The sequence below is a fragment of the Sporosarcina sp. FA9 genome (genome assembly GCF_051550205.1).
Taxonomy (GTDB): domain Bacteria; phylum Bacillota; class Bacilli; order Bacillales_A; family Planococcaceae; genus Sporosarcina.
Genome location: NZ_CP188819.1, coordinates 1946776 through 1969658, shown reverse-complemented (window position 1 = coordinate 1969658; position 22883 = coordinate 1946776). Strand labels below are relative to the sequence as shown.

Sequence of the window (22883 nt, the reverse complement as noted above, 5' to 3'; positions counted from 1 at the left end):
TTCAACGTTTCTATAAACGGGACTTGGAGGCGGAATTTGTGGCCGGAAACCCATACTTATCAGTACAAGCTTTAACGAAATATGTGAAACGAAAATTTGATGCAGATCCCCATTTACGTAATGTATATGTCAAAGGGGAATTGTCGAATGTAAACAATCATCCCAGTGGACATATTTATTTTACGCTAAAAGATGAATTCAGTAGAATTCAGTCTGCAATGTTCCGTGCGAATGCATCCAAATTAAAATTCAAACCAGAAAATGGAATGAATGTTCTCCTAACCGGGGATGTCACGATATACGAGGCAAGTGGGCAATATCAATTATATGTTCAAACAATGGAACCTGATGGTATTGGTGCGTTGTATTTGGCTTTTGAACAATTGAAAGAGAGTCTTGGTAAAGAAGGACTTTTTGACGAACGTTGGAAACGTCCTCTCCCTCCCTTTCCCAAAACAATAGGTGTTGTAACTGCTCAAACAGGTGCGGCAATTCGGGATATTTGCACTACCATTGAGAGACGTTTTCCGCTTGCTGAAATTGTTTTATTTCCCGCGATTGTACAAGGCGTAAATGCAGCTCCTTCAATTGTACGTTCTATTGAACAGGCCGATAAATTCGGTTCCATAGATGTTCTAATTGTTGGTCGGGGTGGGGGTTCAATTGAAGATTTATGGGCATTCAATGAAGAATCCGTTGCTAGGGCTATTTTTTCTTGTCGGATTCCTATAATAAGTGCAGTGGGTCACGAAACGGACACGACAATCGCTGATTTTGTCTCTGATCGAAGAGCACCGACACCAACAGCGGCTGCAGAATTAGCAGTTCCCGCACGGGATGAATTATTCGAAAGAGTTTTGGATCGAAAACGGGCAATCTTCAGATTTACTTCAAATAAAATTAAAAGTGAACGTAAACGTCTTGATAGTTTACAAAGCTCTTACCCTTTGCAATTCCCAGAACGACTATATCGTCCATTCACAGAGAGACTTATAGGACTTGAAGGCAGACTTACGAGGGGGACTAGTGATATTACTGGAAATAGAGCGATACAGCTCTCTAGACTTTCTGGAATGCTCACTTCTTATTCACCACTTCAACGTGTCAAAGATGAATCTCGAAATGTAAACATATTAACAGAAAGATTAACACGAAATGTTCATCATGATTTACGTACACGAACGGATCGTTTTACAACTTCTGTACGTATGTTACAAGCACTTAATCCGCTAAATGTAATGGAACGTGGATATTCAATTATTTATAAAGAAGGCAATGTCGCAAACTCCATTAAGTCTCTATCGGTTGGATCGGAAGTTGAGATACGACTGCGAGATGGAATAGTGGATGCGGTAGTGAAGTCTTTACAAACAAATGACAAGGAGGAAACCTAATGGATAACGAGCCAATCCGCTTTGAAGAAGCAATGTTAAAATTAGAAGAAGTTGTCCAGAAACTTGAGACGGGCGATGTTCCACTTGAAGATGCAATTACACTTTATAAAAAAGGAATGGAATTATCTGCTCTTTGTCATGGGAAATTACAAGATGCAGAAAAACAATTGATTTCCGTTATTGATGCAGATGGCAATAAGGAACCGTTTAATCCAATTCAAGGTGCAGAAAACGATGCATGATACTCTAAAACTATTTATTGAAGAACATATAGTAATCATTGAAGAAAGTCTTAGGCAAATAATATCTGAATTAGATGCTCCGGAATCACTAAAGTCATCTATGGCTTACTCAATAAATGCAGGTGGGAAGAGAATTCGTCCCCTTCTTGTTCTTGCTACTTTAAAAGATCTTCAAGTTAATTGTAGTGATGCTTTGAAAGTTGCATGTGCTGTTGAACTCATTCATACGTATTCGTTAATTCATGACGATTTACCATCTATGGATAACGATGATTTTAGACGTGGTAAATTAACGAATCATAAAGTATACGGTGAAGCTGTTGCCGTCCTAGCTGGTGACGCATTACAAGCGCTCGCATTCGAAACGCTAACAAAACTCTCGGATACGTCTACACGAATAGCAATGGACCTTATTGGTCTTTTAGCGAAAGCTTCGGGGGCAGAGGGAATGGTTGGTGGTCAAATACTTGATATCGAAGGCGAGAGAAAACAACTCTCATTAATTGAATTAGAACATGTTCATTTAAATAAAACGGGTGCGCTTCTATCATTTTGTGTCGAAGCCGGAGCAGTTCTAGCTGCTATTCCAATCGAGGAAAAGGGAAAATTAATGATTTACGCAAAAAATATTGGATTAGCTTTTCAAATTCAAGATGATATTTTAGACGTTACTGCGTCTACAGAAGAACTAGGGAAAACTGCCGGCAGCGATGAATCGAGCGAAAAGATGACGTACCCAGCACTTCTGGGCTTAGAGAATTCCAAAAAGAGATTAGATGAACATCATCGTCTTGCGAGAGAGTCTTTAGATTTTTTAAATAATAATGAATCGCTTCTTGCTTTGTTGGCAGATTATATTGTAGAACGTAGATATTAAACAAGTCCATATAAGGGACATTCCCTTGTACTAGTCAACCTTCTTGATATAATGAAATGTATCAGATTAATTAGTAAAGGTGTGTGATAACAATGGATCTAACCGAAATAACGAGTCCAGCTTTTTTGAAAAAGCTCAATAAGGAACAGACACTAGAACTTGCTGAGGAAATTAGGACTTTTCTTATCGAGAAATTATCTGTAACTGGGGGTCATATCGGACCAAATCTTGGAGTTGTCGAACTAACAATCACGCTCCATAAAATGTTCGACAGTCCTAATGATAAATTCCTTTGGGATGTTGGCCATCAAGCATACGTTCATAAAATTTTAACGGGCCGTGCATCTGAATTTGATACATTAAGACAATTTAAAGGTCTATGTGGATTCCCTAAAATGAATGAAAGTATACATGATGTTTGGGAAACGGGACATAGTTCAACATCCCTCTCTGGAGCTATGGGTATGGCGGCCGCACGAGATATTAAAGGAGAAAAGAATTACGTTATACCGATTATAGGTGATGGAGCGCTTACAGGTGGAATGGCTTTAGAAGCATTAAACCATATTGGACATGCAAAAACCGATATGATTGTAGTTCTCAATGATAATGAAATGTCAATTGCACCGAATGTTGGGGCTCTTCATACGATTTTAGGAAAGTTGCGTACTGCCGGTAAATACACGTCGGCTAAGGAAGAATTAGAATATATTTTGAAAAAGATTCCTGCAGTTGGTGGGAAACTTGCATCCGCGGCAGAACGTGTTAAAGATAGCTTGAAATATCTTCTTGTTTCAGGTGTCTTTTTTGAAGAGCTTGGATTTACTTACTTAGGTCCCGTTGATGGACATGATTTTGTAGAATTAGAACGTAATATTCAATATGCAAAAAAAATGGACGGTCCAATTCTCTTACATGTAATTACGAAAAAAGGAAAAGGATATCGACCTGCTGAAGAAGATAAGATTGGAACTTGGCATGGTACTGGACCCTATAAAATGTATAATGGCGATTTTGTTAAGTCATCCTCTGTTGCACCATCTTGGAGTGGACTTGTTGCGGAAACTGTGAGGGATTTAGCACGGAATGACCGAAGAATCGTGGCAATTACACCTGCGATGCCCGTTGGTTCCAAATTAGAATCTTTTGCAGCTGAATTCCCAGATCGCTTCTTTGATGTTGGTATTGCTGAACAACATGCAGCAACAATGGCAGCAGGATTAGCTACCCAAGGCATGAAGCCGTTCCTTGCAATCTATTCAACATTCCTTCAACGTGCGTATGACCAAGTACTCCATGACATCGCTAGACAGAACTTGAATGTGTTTATAGGTGTTGATCGTGCAGGTTTGGTAGGCGCAGATGGTGAGACACATCAAGGGGTTTTCGATATTGCATTCCTTAGGCATATGCCGAATTTAGTTATTATGATGCCGAAAGATGAGAATGAAGGACAACATATGGTCAAAACAGCAATTGATTATAATGATGGACCAATTGTAATGCGCTATCCACGTGGCAATGGAATTGGTATTCCAATGGATGAGGTACTTAGACCAATTCCAATTGGTACTTGGGAAGTCCTTCGTGCAGGCACTGACGTAGCAATTTTAACTTTTGGGACAACAATTCCAATGGCACTTGAAGCAGCCATAGATCTTGAGACAAAAGGGATTTCTGCACAGGTTGTTAATGCACGATTTATTAAGCCTTTAGATACAGCAATGCTGGATTATCTCTTTTCTATGAAAATGCCAATAATTACAGTTGAAGAAGCTGTTCTTGCTGGTGGATTTGGAAGTGCGGTTATAGAATATGCACATGATAATACTTACCAGGGTGCATCTATTGATCGAATGGGAATTCCTGATCACTTTATTGAGCATGGAAGTGTTAATGAATTACTTGACGAAATTGGAATGACAACAGAAGGCCTTGTGAAGAAAGCACAGTCAATACTTTCAAATAAAGTTCTTGAAGGAGAAAATGCATGACAGCTAGTCCACGAAAAGAGCGAGTCGATGTCCTTCTTGTAGAAAGAGGTCTGATTGAAACAAGAGAGCAAGCAAAACGTTCAATTATGGCGGGTATTGTTTTTTCCTCCGAAACAAGACTGGACAAACCGGGAGAAAAAATTTTAGCGGACGCACCATTAATCGTAAAAGGGAATCCTCTTAAATATGTGAGTCGCGGTGGATTGAAATTGGAGAAAGCATTAGCAATCTTCGATGTTGATGTAAAAGACAAAATCGTTCTAGACATTGGTTCTTCAACAGGAGGATTTACAGATTGTGCACTTCAAGAAGGTGCTGCACACTGTTACGCTCTCGATGTAGGATACAATCAACTTGCATGGAAAATAAGACAGGATCCAAGAGTGACCGTAATGGAACGAACGAATTTCAGACATGCAACACTAGATTTATTCACTAAGGGTCAACCACAATTTGCAACAATTGATGTATCATTTATTTCACTCCGGCTTATTTTACCTGCCCTTAAGCAAATTATTTGTGAAGGCGGAGATGTGATTGCTCTTGTTAAACCTCAGTTTGAGGCAGGTAGAGGAAAAGTAGGTAAAAAAGGTATTGTCAGAGAATACGCAACACATTTTGAGGTTCTAAAAAGAATTTCCGAAGCTACATTTAGCGAAGGATTTAGTCTTCGCAATGCATCATTTTCCCCAGTAACTGGTGGGGAAGGGAACATTGAATTCCTATTTCATCTTTCTGCTGAAAAAACACCAGAAAATGTATTTACAGATGAAAGATTTGAATCACTCATCCACGAAGCTTACAAAGAATTACAATAGCGCGCAGCCAATGCGCGTTTTTTAATATTCGATTAATAAAAAGCAGAAGTAGATTGAGCTTAATACTAATAATAAATGTTTGGAGTGATTTTATTGAATAAAGGACATAGGCATATACGAATTCGGGACATTATCTCAAATTTTGAAATTGAAACACAGGATCAGCTTGTTGAAAGCTTGAAAAATGCAGGCGTCGATGTTACTCAAGCTACTGTTTCGCGAGATATTAAAGAAATGCATCTAATTAAAGTACCTTTACAGGATGGTAGATATAAGTATAGTTTGCCCCAAGTACATTCACACAATACTGAAGAGAAGTTGAGTAGAGCGATGAATGATGCCTTTGTCAGTATTGACGGAGCAGGACATTTTCTTGTACTAAAGACATTGCCAGGCAATGCTCAAGCGATTGGTTCCCTTCTTGATCACCTGCATTGGGATGATGTATTAGGAACGATTTGTGGCGATGATACATGTCTTCTTATATGTAGGGATGAAGAATTCATTGATGATGTGAAAGAAAAACTACTTGCGATGCTATAAGGGAGGTGATGGCTGTTGTTAAGTGAAATCTCAATTAAAAACTTTGCAATCATTGAAAGCTTGGAAGTTACATTTGAAGATGGGTTAACTGTACTTACAGGTGAAACCGGTGCGGGTAAATCAATTATCATCGATGCTGTCCAATTACTTTCTGGTGGAAGAGGATCTTCCGGATTCATAAGGCATGGTGCTAAAAAAGCAGAATTGCAAGGCCAGTTTATCATTGAAAATCCCGAACATCCTGTTTTGGCTAAACTTATAGAGTTTGGGATTGAAATTGAAGATGGAATTGTTATTTTAAGAAGAGACTTAAATGTTAACGGAAAAAGTGTTTGTCGGGTCAATGGAAAACTGGTGACAATTGCTTTGTTGCGTGAAATTAGCTCTCAAATTATTGACATTCACGGCCAACACGAAAATCAAGAACTCATGCATGAAAGTAGACATATTCATTTACTTGATCAGTTCGCGGGAAAGAAGTTAGTTGATGCTTTTACAAGCTATTCAGAGCTGTATACGAAATATAGAAAGTTAAAAAGGAAACTTGAAACTGCAGATGAAAACGAACAGCAAATTGCACAAAGGATTGACTTATATTCATTTCAATTAAAAGAAATTAATGCGGCATCTCTTGAAATTGGTGAAGAAGTTGGACTTGATGAAGAAAAACGTAAACTACAAAACTTCGGGCGACTTTATGAAAGATTGAATACTGCCTATGAATCGATAAGCGGAGATTCCCGTGCTCTTGATTGGGTTGGAATGGCAATGAGTGACATGGAAGATGCTGCTGATGTTGATATTGAATTGAAAACTCAATATGAATCGATTGCAACAAGTTTCTATTCTTTACAGGATGCCTCTTATGAAATTAGAAAACAACTTGATACACTTGAATTTGACCCTGATCGACTTGAGATTGTAGAAGGTCGAATTGCACAACTTATTACTTTAAAACGTAAATATGGACAGACGGTTGAAGACATTCTAATTTATCGCGATAGGATTTCAGATAATCTTGAAGAATTAATGAATCGAGATCAACGATTATTCGCCGATCAAGAAAAAATGAACCATTTACTTAAAGATCTTGAAATTGAAGCAGAAGAATTGTCGATTATTCGAAAAGATGCTTCGAGTACTTTAGAAGCGGCAATTATGGAACAACTTTCCCAATTACATATGAATAATGCTTCTTTCAAAGTATTCATCGAACAAAAGTCGGGAAACGGTTTTGATGCAAATGGAAATGATAATGTTGCATTTCACATTTCGACGAATATTGGTGAGCCTCTAAAACCCTTGGTTAAAATTGCTTCGGGTGGAGAAATTTCTCGTTTGATGCTTGCACTCAAAACAATCTTTTCAAAACATCAGGGAATTACATCAATTATTTTTGATGAAGTGGATACAGGAGTAAGTGGAAGAGTTGCTCAGGCGATTGCCGAAAAAATTGCCATGGTTGCTTTTCATTCACAAGTACTTTGTATTTCACATCTTCCACAAGTTGCAGCAATGGCTGATCATCATTATTTAATAAAAAAAGAAGTTAAAGACAAACGAACTCGGACTGAAATTCATGATGTAGTCGATTCAGATCGGACAGTTGAATTGTCAAGAATGCTTTCAGGTGCTGAAACTACACCGCTCACATTAAAGCATGCAGAGGAACTATTATCGCTCGCAGTTGAGCGGAAAAAGTCATTCATATAGTTTGTATGCGTATACATTGTATACGCATTTTTGCATTTTTTTTTTTGCTTTATTTACCCTTTCATAACATTCCCCAGAACGGACATACCAATAACATCTTTCCACGGGGAGGTGAAATATGGGATGGAGTAGACAGCTGAAGTTGCTTCTTTCATTTTCTTTGGTCTTGCTGTTATTGCCGATCAATGCTGGGTTTGTGTCGGCGAGTGATAAAGTTCTTATTCCGATGGGACATTCGATCGGCATTAAAATGGATTTATCAGGCGTGTTCGTGACAAATGATGTCATGCTTGATAAAGACGTTTGGTTGAAAGCAGGCGATTTGATTGAAAAAGTGGACAATGTCTCAATCAAAAAGTTGGAAAACTTTGAAAAGTCGATATCCAATACTCATAATTTGCAGAATATATCAATGCTTATTTTGAGGAATGTAGAAGTTGTTCAAATTCAGTCAAGTAGCGAGGCCGTGAAACGTCTTCTTCCATTCCTTAAAGACAGAACGGAAGGGACGGGAACCCTAACGTATGTTGATCCTTTAAAAGGGACATACGGAGCTCTTGGGCACCAAATTATTGACAGTGCATTTAATTCACCACCTTCTTTTACGGATGGTTCAATTTACCTTTCAAAAATTGGTCAAATTAAGAAAAGCATGCCCGGTAATCCTGGTTATAAAATTTCTTCAATCGTAAAAGATGAACATATCCTTGGTTCAATTAAGAAAAACGGTGTTTATGGCATTTTTGGAACTTGGAACAAAGCCTATAAACAAGTGTTAGCCGAACCACTCGAGATTATGCAACCGTCAAGCGTAAAAGAAGGTGCAGCTGAAATTTATACGACTGTCAAGGGAACAGAAGTCGAATCTTTTACAATTCAAATCACCAGTGTCGAAAAAGACCAATTCCATTTTACGCTCACCGATGCAAAACTTCTTGAAACTACCGGTGGAATTTTACAGGGAATGAGCGGAAGCCCGGTTATTCAAAATGGAAAATTTGCAGGTGCTGTGACACATATGTTTGTCGATGAGCCGGAAAAAGGTGCGGCGCTTTTTCTATCGACAATGCGAACTGGGGAGCAATAATAGAAGAGAATCAGCCCGTAAACCGGGTTGGTTCTTTTTTATCGGAAAATGTGAAATATTAAATATTTCGTCGAATATTGATGAAACCATACGTCATAAGATTCATTTTTAATAATAATAAAGGGATTTTACATAGAATGTCGAAAATTTTATATTAACAAAGACAACACCGCAATCTTGTGGCGATTTCGGGTTGTAAAAATAATTGCTGCAAAATAATAAGGGGGAATAAATATGGAAATGTTGAAGATTGCGATTGCTGATGATAACAAGGAACTTGTAAAAACAATGGTGACTTATTTCGAGAAGCACCCAGAGATAGAAATAATTTGGACTGCACATAATGGAAAAGTTTGTTTAAGCATGCTTGAAGAACAAACACCGGATGTTTTATTGTTAGATATTATTATGCCCCATCTTGACGGAATAGCAGTACTAGAGACCCTAAAAGAGAAATCAGGATATGCTGATTTGCATATTATTATGCTCACTGCATTTGGACAAGAAGATGTAATGACTCACGCAGCTGGATTAGGTGCTTCTTACTTTATGCTAAAGCCATTTGAATTTGAACAGCTTGCCAATCAGATATTCCAGGTTGCCGGCACACGAAAGGCTACAATACCCGTCTCACAACCAGGAGGAGGACAAACGCAAGGGACGGTTAGTCAAAAAGTACTTGATATGACAATAACATCTATAATTAAAGAAATTGGTGTTCCTGCACATATTAAAGGATATGCATTTTTACGTGAAGCAATACAAATGGTTTATTCAGATGTCGAATTACTAGGCTCAGTGACAAAAATTCTATATCCAGATATTGCAACAAAATATAACACAACTGCTTCAAGAGTAGAGCGTGCCATTCGACACGCAATTGAAGTGGCATGGAATAGAGGGAATTATGAAGTTATTTCAAAGATGTTTGGCTACACTGTTCATCACCTAAAAAGCAAACCGACGAATAGCGAATTCATCGCAATGATCGCAGATAAAATCAGGCTGGAGCATATGGCGAGTTGACTTTAGTACATGGCAAGATAATATAAGCTGGCAAAAGAAGGTAATCTATCTTCTTTGTCGGCTTATTTTTTTCAGATTCATAATTTTCTACTATAATAATCTAAATAGTTTATAATGAATAGATAAAGGAGAGGTGAGCAATTTGTGTTAACTGAAAATGAGTTTTTCAAACTTTACATAAAAGAAAAAGTAGTCTTTCTACTAACAAAAAAAGTTGGATTTCCATTAAAATCGTTTGATACAATAACCCAAGACTTCCCCCGTTTAAAAATTAATTCTTTTCCAAGTTTACGGTCGGCGCTTACTACCCTGGGTGAAGAGAATGTTATTGGAAGCTGGTTACCACTTGTAGATATCGAAGTTACAAAAAAGAATATGGAAGCTCAAATTATTATTAATGCTACACCGAAGGAACTAAATGAAGAATTCAATTTAATTTTGCAGGAAGTAGATAGAGTACTTAATAAAGCGGGTATCGTTTTCGGGAAAATAGACTGGACTACTCAAAACATATCTGGTGGTGTTCCGATTGTAGTAGCGGTAGGTATTGAACCGAAAATAGGCGCAAACGCAGTAATTACATATATTGATCTACCTGAAAAAAAGCCCGTCATTCGGGAAGATGGATCGGCAAATCTCTATGAAATGAACTTTGTTTTCCAAGTTAAAGATGGGGACTGGTTGGGGGAGAAAATACTTCCTCTAGAAGGTATCAACGGGACGGATGTCTTTGGAAATGAAATCAAGGCTACCCGCGGAAATGACGATATAATACGTTATGATCGTAAATCTGTTTTTGAGGATAAGGAAGCTGATAAAGTTGTAATTCGAGCGTTACATGGTGGGGTTCTTGAATATAAAGACGGAATAGTTAGTGTCGGTAAACATTTGAGAATTGATGGTGACGTAGGACCAGAAACTGGGGCTATTAACTTTGATGGGGCAATTACGATTATCGGCACTGTACTTGCAGGATATACAGTAACTGCAACAGGTGATATTTCGATAGAAGGAAATGAAGGCGTAACAAACGCGAAACTAATCCAATCTTCTGAAGGGGATGTTTATGTAAAGGGCGGTGTCTTTGGCGGAGGTACGATGATTGTTGAAGCGCAAGGTGCAATTTTTATAAAACATGCAAACAATTGTAAGATATATGCAAAAGAAGTTCATGCGGGTCTTTATTTATTTGGATCAGAAATAATAGCAGATCATGTTTTTGTAGATAAACATAAAGGTAAAATTATTGGTGGAAAAATAGAAGCAATATACAGTATTGAAACAGCGATTGTAGGAAATGATCATGAGCGAACTACTATTTTAAATGCAAAAGGAATTGACAAAGACACACTTTATAAAGAAATTCAAATAATGGCACAAGATTTAAAAGAACGTCAACAACTAATTGTAAAAATAGAAGGTCCTCTAGCAAGTTACGAAAATATAAAGGATAGGCTTTCTGCAGATCAGAGAGAAGCATATGTGAAAATGCATGCTACTGTGGATTCAAATAGGGAACAAATATTAGAGCTTGACAAAGAAATCCAAGTCTTACTCAATAAAATTAAGAATGCAGCCCCAGCAAAAATTGAAGTGGCGAGGGCAGCATATCCTGGCACAATCATTCAAATTGGAAAAAGCTCCACTGTGTTACACAGCCAAACAAAAGGTGTATTTAAAATTGTTGATGGTGTATTAAATGTATAAACCTTCTGTATTCGCACATCGGGGAGCTTCAGGTCGTTATTTTGAAAATACAATGAAGGCATTTGTTGAAGCGTTCTCACAGGGAGCCCACGGGATTGAACTGGACGTTCAATTAACGGAAGATGGTGTTCCCGTAGTCATTCATGACATGGACCTAACAAGAGTGGCTGGGATTCGCAAACGAGTATCATCTATGACATACGCAGAAATTAAAAAAATACGCATTGGTCGAAAATATCTCCGTATTGTATTTGGCCACAGAATCCCATCTTTGTATGAGGTAGTCTCATTTTGTGATGTAAAAGGAATGGGTTTAAATGTTGAATTAAAAGAAACTGTTTCGGAACGACCTGCACTAATAAAAGAGATTATCCCTATTATTTCCGGTTTGAAAAATGTGCATATATCCTCATTCCATTATCATTTACTTGAAAAAGTAAAAGAAGTAGACCCAGAAATCGAGACAGCCTATCTTGTTCGGAAGAAGGGCGTTGATTGGGATAACCTAAAACTATATACAAGTGCCGATGGTTTTCATCTACACAAAAGATTATTCACTGAACCATATATAAGAAATCTCCGCTTAACTACAAAAAAAATACGTGTATATGGTGTAACCGGGAACGAAAAATATGTTTTAAATCCCCCGCCATTTATCGATGGATGGATAACGGATTACCCTGGATATTTAATAAGCCAAAAGAAACGACAATGACGGGTAAACGTAACCTTTCAGTTAAGTGGTACAAAAGTAGAAATTACAAGCCAATTAGCGTCGCATTTAGGGTGCTTTTATTCATTTAATATGATAAGAGCCCCGGCCCTTTTGGGTTCTTATGGATATCATTAGTATAGTAACTGAGAGAGTGAAGCAAGAAAGTTAAAACATGATTGCCTGAATACGCAACCTTTCATGCCTTATGAAAGTATCAACAGTAGAACTATGCTTGTTCCGCAAACGGGCCAAATCGTTGTAACTATTTACTATCTCGTTCCGTCTTAATTAATGAGAATCTCCAGTGTGACAACGTTATGGTTTTTCTTAATGTGTTAACTGGCAGGATACGTTATTTAAAGTATGCTTTTCATCTGGTGCTAAAAGGGTTTGGAATTAATCGAAATAGAAGAGATGTGGAAAGGAAGCGGTTTGGATATATATTTATATTATTTTGGGTGTGGTATTCTTATTAGTAATTGCCTTAATGCTTTTTATTAGAACTAAATATGACAAGTACTTTATTTTAAGTTTTGTTGGGTTACTTTTGCTAAGTATAGGAATCATTTGTATTGGTGCATTAATTGATGGTTGGGGTGGGGCAGGGTATATCTTTATTGGCACTTTTATTCTTATTTGTATAATCCCTTGCACAGTTATAGCCGTTTTAATATTTAACTTGATTAAGTATTTTAAGAAGAACCGAATACAAAAAAACATGTAGGGAGATGACTACTTTATGAAAAAAAGAATTTCTATAGTATTAACAACGGTAGCTATCATTACTTTTGGTGTTTTTACTTATTATGGGTCTTTGACCGAGGCTAATAAGGAAACCGACAGTATTGTAATAGATAAAGATGGAGAAGTAGTAGAATCACTTAGCGGTAATAACGATAATATGGGTCATTAATACAGATTAATATCAGCAGACATTTTTCTTCACGTTCTATTTATACCAATACTTTATTAAGCAATCGGGCGCGATTGCGGAAGATCCAGCATTGAGTAAACTCGCGAACTATTACAGTTTTGGTGTGGTGCAATAGTTCGTTTAAGTGAGGAAAATGAATCTAACACAATAGAAATATGTTAGATTCGAAAAACAGCCTAAACCCATTTACATCAAGGGGTTAGGCTGTTTTATTTTAATTCCTTTTTTTATTCGCAATCTGAATCTAACATAGCATGTGTAATAATTGTAGTTAAGTTAGATTGGCTAAAAATAGTAAAATCCGAAAGGAGGGTTATCCCGTTTGAGTAAAGGGATACACACCCCATGAAATTTGTTGAACCGATTCGAGAGCTGCAAAAAATCAGCAGCATGAAAAAAATCCTGTTGGCCAAAAGAGAAAGAGACTATTTATTGTTCGTGATCGGCATTAATTCACCTTACCGAATTTCCGATCTAATTCGGGTCCAATTTCACCATGTCATGGATGAGAAAATGAAAGTTCGAAATCACTTGATTTTAATCGAACAAAAAACGAAAAAAGAAAATAGAGTGGCCCTTTCAAAAGGGGTTAAAAAAGCCATTGAAATTTATGTACAAAATCATTACCAGGGCGATCGAAATGAATTTTTATTTAAAAGCAGAAAAGGGGTCAATCAACCGATTGGCAGGGTGCAAGCGTGGCAAATTATGAGTGACGCAGCAGAAGAATTAGGACTTGAAAATATCGGGACACATTCCCTGCGAAAAACGTTTGGTTATCATCAAATAAAAAGAGGGACGAATATTACGCTTTTGATGAAAATGTTCAATCACAGTTCCGAGAGCGTCACTTTACGGTATATTGGCATTACACAGGACGATATGGACGCTGCTGTTCAAGCCCTGGACCTTTAACTTAGGGTTTACTCTATAAAGGATCTGTAAGCTCAGTAAGAAGCGCTAACTAATATCCCGTGTCATCTTTTATTCCTTGAAAAACACAATGGAACAATGACGAGTTTAACTTGTGTTCCACAATCGAGCCATTTTGCGGAAGATTATTCTCAAAGAAAAGCACCCTTTTTACAAAGGATGCCTGCATTTAGCTGCATTTAGGTATTTCATTTGGCTTTAATCTTTTTCGTTTGAAGTCAATAGCATGCCACTCTAGGGTTTTTTCATTACTAAAAGTGATTGTCACTAAATCATTGGGAGGACCGTGAGCTCCTTCAAATGTTATAAGCTGCACGGTAACATTAAACATGTAAGTGCCTGTGGGCAACTTTTCAATTTTGATAATTTTTTCACACTCATTTTGTGTAATTTCGCCATATTGCTTCTCCAATTCCTGTTGAATTAAGGGATAAAGCATAATGAAAATCACGTCATCACGCAACTGTATATCATTTTCAGTTACGGTTTCGGATTTGACAGGGGAATAAGAAAAAAGGGTCAAGCAAGCAATCAATATTAAAAGGCTTTTTTTCATAAAAATCCTCCATTCAATGCTGCTTTTAGTATGAACAATTAAGAAATTTTTATTAAACTAACGGGCGCGATTGTCGTACAACGTAGTGCTGCAATCGGGCCAAATTATAGAAAAATGAATCTAGAAAATGATCTAAATTTTATTGGAGGTAGGAATATGAAAGTAGAAATTGAAGTTAGAGCATTTGGGGAAGATGATGTTGCAGGAACAGTAGATGCTTACAAAAGTAGCGAACTTATCCGTGTTCATCAACTTACAAAAGATACAACATTAGGAGATATTCAATCGTTAATGGCTAAGCTATTTGAAGAAGTAGAAAGTGGATATACAAATCCAGAGCAGTGCTTAGGTAAAATAACAATTCGTGTGAAAAAAGAAAATGGAGAAATAGAATTTTTGGGTTGAAAATCCTTTTACTATAAAGCTACTTATTCAATCATCGGGTGCAATTCTTGAAGAAGGATTGCGCCTATTTCAGTAATATGGGCCATTTTGCGGAACTATAGAAAAGGAGTGATTAAAATGCCAACTTGTCAAAATTGCCATAATAAATGGAGCTGGAAGCAGACTTTTAAAAAGTCCTTTAAATTTATTGGCGGAATGACTTGTCCTTATTGTAGTGAACAACAGTATCTGACAGCACGTATGAGAAAAAGAAGTACATTAATTCCACTTATAATAGTCCCTTTGATATTGCTGGGTAATATATTCTTTGGACCTTTTCTTTTATCCCTAATAGCTCTTTTAGGTTTACTTCCGTTATTTTTTATAATTAATCCCTTTATTGTAGAATTATCGAATAAAGAAGAACCTCTATTTTGATGATTCTTTCTATAATCGGGTGCGATTCTAGGATAAAGAATCTGCCCCTTTTCAATAATTGGGCCAAATTAGTTAAAGAAGGAATGATTGTAACTGAACAGGATAAACTAAACCTAAATATAATTTAGGGTGATGAAATTGGAAAAAAATATCCCTCTTCTATTGGTTTTATTTAGTATACTAATTTGTGGGTTGTATTATGGAACAGTAAATGCAAAACCGAACGATACTCCTCCATCTTTTGAGGAAATATTTACTGAAATAGGATACAAATCGGTAGCTGATGCATTAGACGATTTTGAACATCATTTTAACCAAGAACTTAAGTTACCGACAAGAGTACCACCAATTAGCTTTACTCATTACTTTGGTAGGTTTAGTAATCTAGATGGCGAGATAAACGATACTTTGGAAGTTAAATTTATAAGTGACCAATTACCTGACAATCATTTCAAAATGAATGTTCGGCCTATTCAGCATAAAATCACATTTGAAAAATATAATTCAAAAGTGTTTAAGTTGAAAAATGGAACTAATGCAACATATATTGATGACCTGAAAGTTGGTTTTAATTTGTTAGTCTTCGAAAGAGACAATTGGCAATATATGTTTAGTGTTGATGCAGATGTATCTGATAAAGTAACACCCGAGATTCTCATTCAGATAGCAAATTCTATTGATTTCTAAATAATCCTAATTTATCAAACGAGGGGGCTGTTGTTTAGCTTTGCTACCAAATTATCGAGACATTTCTGAAATGGGGGATGTGCTATGAAATTGGTCTGGAAAGGAATTTACAAAAATAGAAAACAGCTTCCGGTGGGAGATTTGCCTGCACATGCTGTGAAATTTAAGGAACCCAATTCTATGTTGACACTAAATATTATCGCGGGGATATTTGCCATTCCAGTGTTGGTGCTAATTGGATTAGCTGTAATTATTAAGTTTATTTTAATGGGACATGAGGTTGAAGTAGGCTTTTTTAATTTATGGGGAATTATTTTGGCACTTTTAATGATAATTCCACATGAAATGTTGCACGCTATCGTTTTTCCGCGAGGTGAGGAGGTGGGGTTATGGTTTCTTCCGGGTTTCTTGGGGGCATTCGTTGTATCAACGGTACCTCTTTCTAAAGGCCGGTTTATTTTTCTTTCTTTGCTGCCTAATATAATATTTGGGCTAATTCCCTTGTGTGTTTGGATTTTTCTTCCCCACAATTTGGCTATTACGAATATCGTTTGGTCATTTGCGTTTATTAGTTTATTTTTTGGTGTGGGTGATTACCTAAATGTATGGAATGCAACGTTTCAGATGCCCAAAGGGTCCATGCAGCAGCTGTCGGGGATGAACTCGTACTGGTATATGCCGGAGTGATTGTGGCTATAAGATAATAAAAACATACTGGTTTTTGAATAAGAACTGTGCCGGATCGAGCGTAGATTGTTTTATATAAAATCAAGAAAAGGGCTATTTCAAGTCCTTTTTTGATTAGTTAACAAAATACATCAATACGTTTTCAACCTACAAATTAGCAGTAGCTTTAACACATATATCAGTAGAACTACAATAGTTATCTATGTCTGTTGAATGGTCTACTGATAAGCTATCTTTAGCTGTTGCTTTTTCAATCTAAAGGTTCATACACAGGCAAAACGAGGAACCCCAATTCATATGCGAATTGGGGTTCGTTTTTTGTACCTGTGAACTGAACGGGTTAGGGTTAAACGTCATGGTCGTTTCTTTTGAACAAATCTTTCTTGTACTCGTCCTTTTCTACGATCTCGTCGTAAAAGAAATCCTGCGAAAAATCCTAAACCTACTAGAAACATCACAAGTCCAATAATGAATTGCAGCCATATTGGTAAAAAAGGAGTGGCGGATATTAATTCCTCTTTTTGATCTGGAGAAAAGACAGATAGGCCAAATAAAGAGTCTCTCATAATCTTTATTCCACCCGCAGCCATTAAGCCGGGGATTAGTAATATGATAAATGCCACTAGACGTGCCACAAAAAACAACTCCTTTAATCTTACAAACAGTTAGATAATAAACGGTGGTGTCTTAATCTCAGTAATAAGACTAGCAAAGTATCCTATTGTTTACACTGTTTAATTTTACTCTCTGAAGAATTATTGTCAAGAAGACCGCAATCGTGTATGATGAAAATATAATTGCAAAAGATTGCACGTCGTAAAAGAGGGGATTGAATATCCTTGCAAAATGTGCTTATTGTCGGCGCGGGCTCAGGAGGATTATTGTTACTGGACCTATTCCAAAACTTGGAGTTTATGAATGTTACTGCGATTGTCGATACAGATGATCATGCACCAGGAATACTTCGTGCCAAAGAACTTGGAATACAATACGGACCCGATTGGAAGATTAAGCTTACATCTGAATTACATATTATTTTTGACGTTACTGGTAACGAACATGTATTTACTGAAATAATGAACGTAAAGCCTGCTCATACTGTCCTAATTCCCGGGGCTGTCGCAAACCTTCTCGTCCGCTTATTGCAGGAAAATGAATCTTATATAAAACGAATTCGTGAGGAAATGCATAAACAGCGAATGATTTTTGATTCAATTGACGAGGGTATGATTGGAATAGGTAAGAATGGACTCGTTGACTTCTTTAATAGAAGTGCGTCCAAGATGACGGGGGTCCCAATTGATGAAGCCATTGGTAAAATTGTCTCAGAAATTATACCATTGTCTAAACTACCAAGAGTATTTGATTCTGGAAGATCTGAATTAAACCGAGAGTTAATCCTAGGAAACGGCATAAAGATTGTTACTTCACGTTATCCGTTATCTGATCACACTGGAAAGAAAATTGGGGCATTTGCTGTATTTAAAGACATTACCGAAGTTGTTGCGTTAGCAGAGGAAATAACGGATTTAGAAAAAGTGAAAACAATGCTCGAAGCCATCATTCATTCAAGTGACGATGCCATCTCTGTAGTGGATGAAAACGGTTACGGAATAATGGTGAATCCCGCATATACACGAATAACTGGGTTCTCAGAAGACGTAGTAATTGGTCATCCCGCTACAGCCGATATTAATGAAGGTGAAAGTATTCATATGAAAGTATTGCAAACACGAAAGCCAGTTAGAGGAGTCCATATGAGGATAGGTGAAAATAACCGTGAAGTTATTGTCAATGTCGCCCCAATCATTGTAGATCGTAAATTGCGTGGAAGTGTTGGTGTTATTCACGACATTACTGAAATGAGAAATTTAATGAATGAGCTTGATCGTGCCCGAACGATCATTCGCAAATTAGAGTCCACGTATACATTCGATGATATTTTCGGACAATCTTCAGAAATAAAGATTTCAGTTGAGCAAGCGAAACTTGCCGCTACTTCCAATTTACCTGTTTTACTTAGAGGAGAAACGGGTACTGGCAAAGAATTATTCGCCCACGCAATTCATAGTGGAAGTGACAGGAAGTTTAATAAATTCATAAAACTAAACTGTGCTGCAATGCATCCAATTATGGTGGAAACAGAATTATTTGGTCAAACGGATAAGGATTTTCAAAATATTACTATTAAAAAAAACCTTTTTGAAGAAGCCGAAAATGGTACTTTATTCCTTGATGAAGTGAGCGAGTTATCGCTATCCGTTCAAAGAAAATTACTTCGTTATTTCCAGGAAGGAATAATTTATAGCCCGGGGAGCCAACAGCACAATAAAATCTCTGTTCGTGTCATAGTGGCAACATCGAAAAATCTTGAAAAAGCTATGCATGAAGGCAAGTTCGATGAAGAATTGTATTATGCATTAAATCGGATTTCAATCCAAATTCCTCCACTTCGTTCTCGGAAGACAGATATTCCGGCAATTGTTGACCATCTTCTCGTCAAGCTCAATCAACAATTTGGGATGAATGTAGAAGAAATAACAGTAGAAGCGCAAAATTGGTTACAGCAATACAATTGGCCAGGCAACATTCGCGAGCTTGAAAGTGTACTGAGTCGTGCGATGATTTACATGGATTCTGGGGAAGTTCAACTTGAGCTTATAGACGTCACAAAATCATTAACATCAAGTAATCGTCATGAAGAAGACCTGTTTCTTCCTGAAAAAAGCACACTTGCTTCAATAATGGATGAATACGAAGAAACAATTCTTGAAACTGCACTTCGTGAAAATGACGGTAATAAGTCAATAACCGCAAATAGGCTAGGTATTTCCCTACGATCACTGTACTATAAACTGGAGAAATTCAATCTTGTTTAATCATAATTTAAAGGAGGGATGTGTTGATGATGACACTTAAATCCCTTATATTGAAAGCGGCATCTTATAAAAGTACTGTGGTAGCCGTTGCGTCTGCAGCAGATGTGGATGTACTTGAAGCGGTAGTTTATGCGATTCAAAAGAATCTTGCTTCCTTTCTACTATTTGATGATGAGCAGAAACTTAAAATGTTAATTGAAATGCAATTTCCACAACTAATGGATAACCCAAAAGTGAGTATTCAACATGTAAGCAGTACTGTAAATGCAGCGTCGAACGCTGTTCGGGCAGTTTCTAAGGGTAAGGCTGATGTACTAATGAAGGGGAACATTCCAACATCAATGATCCTTAAAGAAGTATTAAACAAAGAATACGGGTTGCGAACAGGTAAAATTCTATCACATGTTGCAGCATTTGAAGTATCGGGGTATGATCGACTGCTTTTTATAACGGATGCAGCAATGAATATCTCACCCGATTTAATTACCAAAGCACAAATCATTCGAAATGCGGTCGCTGTAGCTCATTCATGTGGTGTTTTGGAACCAATTGTTGCACCACTAGCAGCAATGGAGACTGTGAACCCGGCAATGACTCATACAACCGATGCCGCATCACTCGTCGTTATGAATCGACGTGGACAAATAGCGGGTTGTATAATAGATGGACCGCTTGCACTCGACAATGCGATATCCCCAAAAGCTGCTTTACATAAAGGGATTGTAGGCGAAACAGCTGGCAAGGCAGATATCCTTGTTGTACCAAATATCGAAGCAGGAAATATTTTATACAAATCACTTGTGTATTTTGCAAATGCAAAAGTTGGTGGAATCATTCAAGGTGCAAGGGCTCCAATTGTTCTTACTTCTAGAGCAGACAGTGCCGAAAGTAAGGTTTATTCACTGGCACTTGCAATACTTTCAAGTAAATAAAAAAATACAAAATGTACGTACATTAGGAGGAAGATTTTAAATGGAAATTTTCAAATATATGGAGACTTATGACTATGAGCAACTTGTTTTCTGTCAAGATCAAACATCAGGACTAAAAGCGATTATCGCAATTCATGATACAACATTGGGACCAGCACTTGGAGGTACCCGCATGTGGACATATGCGAGTGAAAGCGACGCTATTGAAGACGCACTCCGTCTTGCGCGTGGAATGACTTATAAAAATGCAGCGGCAGGATTGAATCTTGGCGGCGGCAAAGCAGTAATTATCGGAGATCCAAGAACAGATAAGAACCCAGAGTTGTTCCGTGCATTCGGTCGATATATTCAAGGATTGAATGGTCGATATATCACTGCAGAAGATGTGGGTACTACTGAAGAAGATATGGATTTAATTCATTCAGAAACGGATTTTGTAACAGGCGTATCCGCTGAATTTGGTTCATCAGGTAACCCTTCCCCAGTAACTGCATACGGCATTTATATAGGTATGAAAGCCGCAGCCAAAGAAGCTTTTGGAAGTGATTCACTTGAAGGCAAAACAGTAGCAGTTCAAGGTGTTGGAAACGTAGCATTTACACTTTGTAGACATTTGCATGAGGAAGGTGCAAAGCTTATTGTTACAGATATTAACAAAGAAGCCGTTCAGCGTGCTGTTGAAGAGTTTGGTGCAAAAGCTGTTGATGTTAATGAAATTTATTCACAAGATGCTGACATTTTTGCCCCTTGTGCTCTTGGTGCAATTATCAACGATACGACAATTCCACAACTAAAAGCCAAAGTAATTGCAGGATCAGCAAACAATCAATTGCAAGATACAAAACACGGAGATTTAATCCATGAAATGGGCATTGTTTATGCACCTGACTATGTCATAAACTCCGGTGGTGTCATCAACGTAGCGGACGAATTAGCTGGATACAATCGTGAACGTGCACTAAAACGCGTTGAGGGAATTTACGGAACGATTGAACAAATTTTCGCGATTTCCAAAAGAGATAAAATCCCAACGTATTTAGCAGCAGACCGTCTTGCTGAAGAGCGAATTGCTCGTGTTGCGAAGTCACGTGGCCAGTTTTTACAAAATGAGAAAAGCATTATCTCAGGCAGATAATAATAAGATGGACACGATTTAAGTTTGTTTGGTTCTATCTATTAAGGATAGGACCAATGATTTTACGGGCTTAATCGAAATGGAAGGTGAATTCAATGGGTATAGAGACATTCCGAGTACTTGCGATAAATCCCGGTTCAACTTCTACTAAAATAGGAGTCTTTGATAGTGAAAGGCTATTGATGGAACATACAATCCGTCATGCATCCGATGAAGTCGCACGTTATTCTTCTGTTATCGAGCAATATGAATATAGAAAAAACGTAATTCTTGAAGCGCTTGAAAGAGAAGGAATGAGTATATCTAAACTAGATGCTGTATGCGGACGTGGTGGACTATTAAGACCGATTGCAGGAGGAACTTATATCGTTAATGACCAAATGCTTAAGGATCTGAAAATCGGGTTTTCAGGTCAACACGCGTCTAATTTGGGGGGTATACTTGCCAACGAAATTGCTACAGGTTTAAATATACCTGCTTATATCGTGGACCCTGTAGTTGTTGATGAACTTGAACCGCTTGCTCGAATTTCAGGTATGTCGCTCATTAACAGAAAGTCAATATTTCATGCACTCAATCAAAAAGCTGTTGCCCGACGTTATGCAAAACAAATTAATGTGAAATACGAAGATCTTAGTCTCATTGTTACACATATGGGCGGCGGTATAACTGTAGGTGTACATCAAAACGGAAGAGTCATTGATGTTAATAATGGACTTCACGGAGATGGGCCATTCAGTCCTGAACGAGCAGGTACCGTTCCAAGTGGAGATTTAGTAGAACTCTGTTTTTCTGGTGAGTATTACCGCAATGAAGTAATGAAGCAACTCGTTGGACAAGGCGGACTCGTTGGCTACCTAGGTACGAACGACGCTGTTCTTGTTGAAAAACGAATTGCAAATGGCGATAAGGAAGCCGAACTTGTTTATAAAGCAATGGCTTATCAAATTGCTAAAGAGATTGGAAGTGCAGCTTCTGTACTTAGTGGTAAAGTAGATGCAATAATTCTAACAGGTGGACTTGCGTATGGTGATGAATTCATCGAATATATTTCATCTAGAGTCGATTGGATTTCAGATATTATCGTCTATCCCGGAGAAGATGAATTGCAAGCCCTTGCAGAAGGTGCCATTCGCGTCTTGAATGGTGAAGAGTGTGCTAAAAACTATCCGTCTTAACGAATAGTCATGAAGGAGATCATA

General features: G+C 37.5%; 23 protein-coding genes. 21 read left to right on the top strand and 2 right to left on the bottom strand.

Translation table 11 applies throughout. The features are described 5' to 3' along the window. The first annotated feature begins 38 nt into the window (after window positions 1–38). The 13 genes from xseA (at window position 39) to ACP8HH_RS09545 (ending at window position 13965) form a co-directional block, all read left to right on the top strand. Window positions 39–1394, top strand: coding sequence for an exodeoxyribonuclease VII large subunit (gene xseA / locus ACP8HH_RS09605; protein WP_438310679.1), 1356 nt, complete (start codon window positions 39–41; stop codon window positions 1392–1394). Beyond that, window positions 1394–1636 carry an exodeoxyribonuclease VII small subunit gene (locus ACP8HH_RS09600; RefSeq protein WP_381535252.1) on the top strand — a complete coding sequence of 81 codons (243 nt, stop codon included), beginning with the start codon at window positions 1394–1396 and terminating at the stop codon, window positions 1634–1636. Before xseA ends, ACP8HH_RS09600 begins: the two co-directional genes overlap by 1 nt. Then, the gene (locus ACP8HH_RS09595) at window positions 1629–2513 is read left to right on the top strand and encodes a polyprenyl synthetase family protein (RefSeq protein WP_438310677.1); all 885 of its coding nucleotides are present in this window, start codon (window positions 1629–1631) and stop codon (window positions 2511–2513) included. Before ACP8HH_RS09600 ends, ACP8HH_RS09595 begins: the two co-directional genes overlap by 8 nt. Window positions 2514–2605: 92 nt before the next feature. Continuing rightward, window positions 2606–4507, top strand: a complete 1902-nt coding sequence (gene dxs, locus ACP8HH_RS09590) for a 1-deoxy-D-xylulose-5-phosphate synthase (RefSeq protein ID WP_438310675.1) — start codon at window positions 2606–2608, stop codon at window positions 4505–4507. Then, window positions 4504–5325, top strand: a complete 822-nt coding sequence (locus ACP8HH_RS09585) for a TlyA family RNA methyltransferase (RefSeq protein ID WP_438310673.1) — start codon at window positions 4504–4506, stop codon at window positions 5323–5325. Before dxs ends, ACP8HH_RS09585 begins: the two co-directional genes overlap by 4 nt. 93 nt (window positions 5326–5418) lie before the next feature. Further along, window positions 5419–5868: a transcriptional regulator AhrC/ArgR gene (gene ahrC / locus ACP8HH_RS09580; protein WP_438319108.1), complete on the top strand. Its 450-nt coding sequence runs from the start codon at window positions 5419–5421 to the stop codon at window positions 5866–5868. 15 nt (window positions 5869–5883) lie between these two features. Next, entirely contained in the window at window positions 5884–7581 is a 1698-nt protein-coding gene (recN, locus tag ACP8HH_RS09575) for a DNA repair protein RecN (protein WP_438310671.1), read from the top strand. A 118-nt stretch (window positions 7582–7699) separates the two neighbouring features. Continuing rightward, the gene (locus tag ACP8HH_RS09570; protein ID WP_438310668.1) at window positions 7700–8668 is read left to right on the top strand and encodes a SpoIVB peptidase S55 domain-containing protein; all 969 of its coding nucleotides are present in this window, start codon (window positions 7700–7702) and stop codon (window positions 8666–8668) included. A gap of 234 nt (window positions 8669–8902) precedes the next feature. Beyond that, on the top strand, window positions 8903–9694 hold the full coding sequence (spo0A, locus tag ACP8HH_RS09565) for a sporulation transcription factor Spo0A (RefSeq protein WP_438310665.1): 792 nt from the start codon (window positions 8903–8905) through the stop codon (window positions 9692–9694). A 144-nt stretch (window positions 9695–9838) separates the two neighbouring features. Next, window positions 9839–11401 carry a DUF342 domain-containing protein gene (locus ACP8HH_RS09560; protein ID WP_438310663.1) on the top strand — a complete coding sequence of 521 codons (1563 nt, stop codon included), beginning with the start codon at window positions 9839–9841 and terminating at the stop codon, window positions 11399–11401. Then, entirely contained in the window at window positions 11394–12116 is a 723-nt protein-coding gene (locus tag ACP8HH_RS09555; RefSeq protein WP_438310661.1) for a glycerophosphodiester phosphodiesterase, read from the top strand. The genes ACP8HH_RS09560 and ACP8HH_RS09555 overlap by 8 nt, the downstream gene beginning before the upstream one ends. A 739-nt stretch (window positions 12117–12855) precedes the next feature. Further along, a complete protein-coding gene (locus tag ACP8HH_RS09550; RefSeq protein WP_438310659.1) occupies window positions 12856–13029 on the top strand; it encodes a hypothetical protein in 174 nt (57 codons plus the stop codon). Window positions 13030–13395: 366 nt separating this feature from the next. Continuing rightward, window positions 13396–13965, top strand: coding sequence for a site-specific integrase (locus ACP8HH_RS09545; protein WP_438310657.1), 570 nt, complete (start codon window positions 13396–13398; stop codon window positions 13963–13965). Window positions 13966–14152: 187 nt separating this feature from the next. Here the strand turns inward: ACP8HH_RS09545 and ACP8HH_RS09540 are convergent, their stop codons facing one another. Then, window positions 14153–14539 (bottom strand): DUF3888 domain-containing protein, encoded by a 387-nt coding sequence (locus tag ACP8HH_RS09540; RefSeq protein ID WP_438310655.1) that lies wholly within the window; start codon window positions 14537–14539, stop codon window positions 14153–14155. A 156-nt stretch (window positions 14540–14695) separates the two neighbouring features. Between ACP8HH_RS09540 and ACP8HH_RS09535 the strand changes: the two genes are divergently transcribed. The 4 genes from ACP8HH_RS09535 to ACP8HH_RS09520 all read left to right on the top strand — a co-directional run bounded on the left by ACP8HH_RS09535 (window position 14696) and on the right by ACP8HH_RS09520 (window position 16735). After that, window positions 14696–14944 (top strand): hypothetical protein, encoded by a 249-nt coding sequence (locus ACP8HH_RS09535; protein ID WP_438310653.1) that lies wholly within the window; start codon window positions 14696–14698, stop codon window positions 14942–14944. A 117-nt stretch (window positions 14945–15061) separates the two neighbouring features. Continuing rightward, complete coding sequence (locus tag ACP8HH_RS09530; protein ID WP_438310651.1) at window positions 15062–15361, top strand: TIGR04104 family putative zinc finger protein; 300 nt, start codon at window positions 15062–15064, stop codon at window positions 15359–15361. A 162-nt stretch (window positions 15362–15523) separates the two neighbouring features. Next, window positions 15524–16048 (top strand): hypothetical protein, encoded by a 525-nt coding sequence (locus ACP8HH_RS09525; protein ID WP_438310649.1) that lies wholly within the window; start codon window positions 15524–15526, stop codon window positions 16046–16048. Between the two features lie 84 nt (window positions 16049–16132). Beyond that, window positions 16133–16735, top strand: coding sequence for a DUF3267 domain-containing protein (locus tag ACP8HH_RS09520; RefSeq protein WP_438310647.1), 603 nt, complete (start codon window positions 16133–16135; stop codon window positions 16733–16735). A 353-nt stretch (window positions 16736–17088) separates the two neighbouring features. On the opposite strand, the gene ACP8HH_RS09515 is transcribed toward ACP8HH_RS09520, so the two are convergent. Next, window positions 17089–17370: a DUF2627 domain-containing protein gene (locus tag ACP8HH_RS09515; protein WP_438310645.1), complete on the bottom strand. Its 282-nt coding sequence runs from the start codon at window positions 17368–17370 to the stop codon at window positions 17089–17091. A 213-nt stretch (window positions 17371–17583) separates the two neighbouring features. On the opposite strand from ACP8HH_RS09515, the gene ACP8HH_RS09510 reads away from it, so the two are divergent. From ACP8HH_RS09510 to buk, 4 genes are all read left to right on the top strand, one after another. After that, a complete protein-coding gene (locus ACP8HH_RS09510) occupies window positions 17584–19614 on the top strand; it encodes a sigma 54-interacting transcriptional regulator (protein WP_438319106.1) in 2031 nt (676 codons plus the stop codon). A gap of 29 nt (window positions 19615–19643) precedes the next feature. Then, window positions 19644–20546 (top strand): phosphate butyryltransferase, encoded by a 903-nt coding sequence (gene yqiS, locus ACP8HH_RS09505; RefSeq protein ID WP_438319104.1) that lies wholly within the window; start codon window positions 19644–19646, stop codon window positions 20544–20546. 40 nt (window positions 20547–20586) lie between these two features. Beyond that, window positions 20587–21681 (top strand): branched-chain amino acid dehydrogenase, encoded by a 1095-nt coding sequence (gene bcd / locus ACP8HH_RS09500; protein ID WP_438310643.1) that lies wholly within the window; start codon window positions 20587–20589, stop codon window positions 21679–21681. Window positions 21682–21776: 95 nt separating this feature from the next. Further along, entirely contained in the window at window positions 21777–22859 is a 1083-nt protein-coding gene (buk, locus tag ACP8HH_RS09495) for a butyrate kinase (protein ID WP_438310641.1), read from the top strand. Window positions 22860–22883 lie beyond the last annotated feature (24 nt).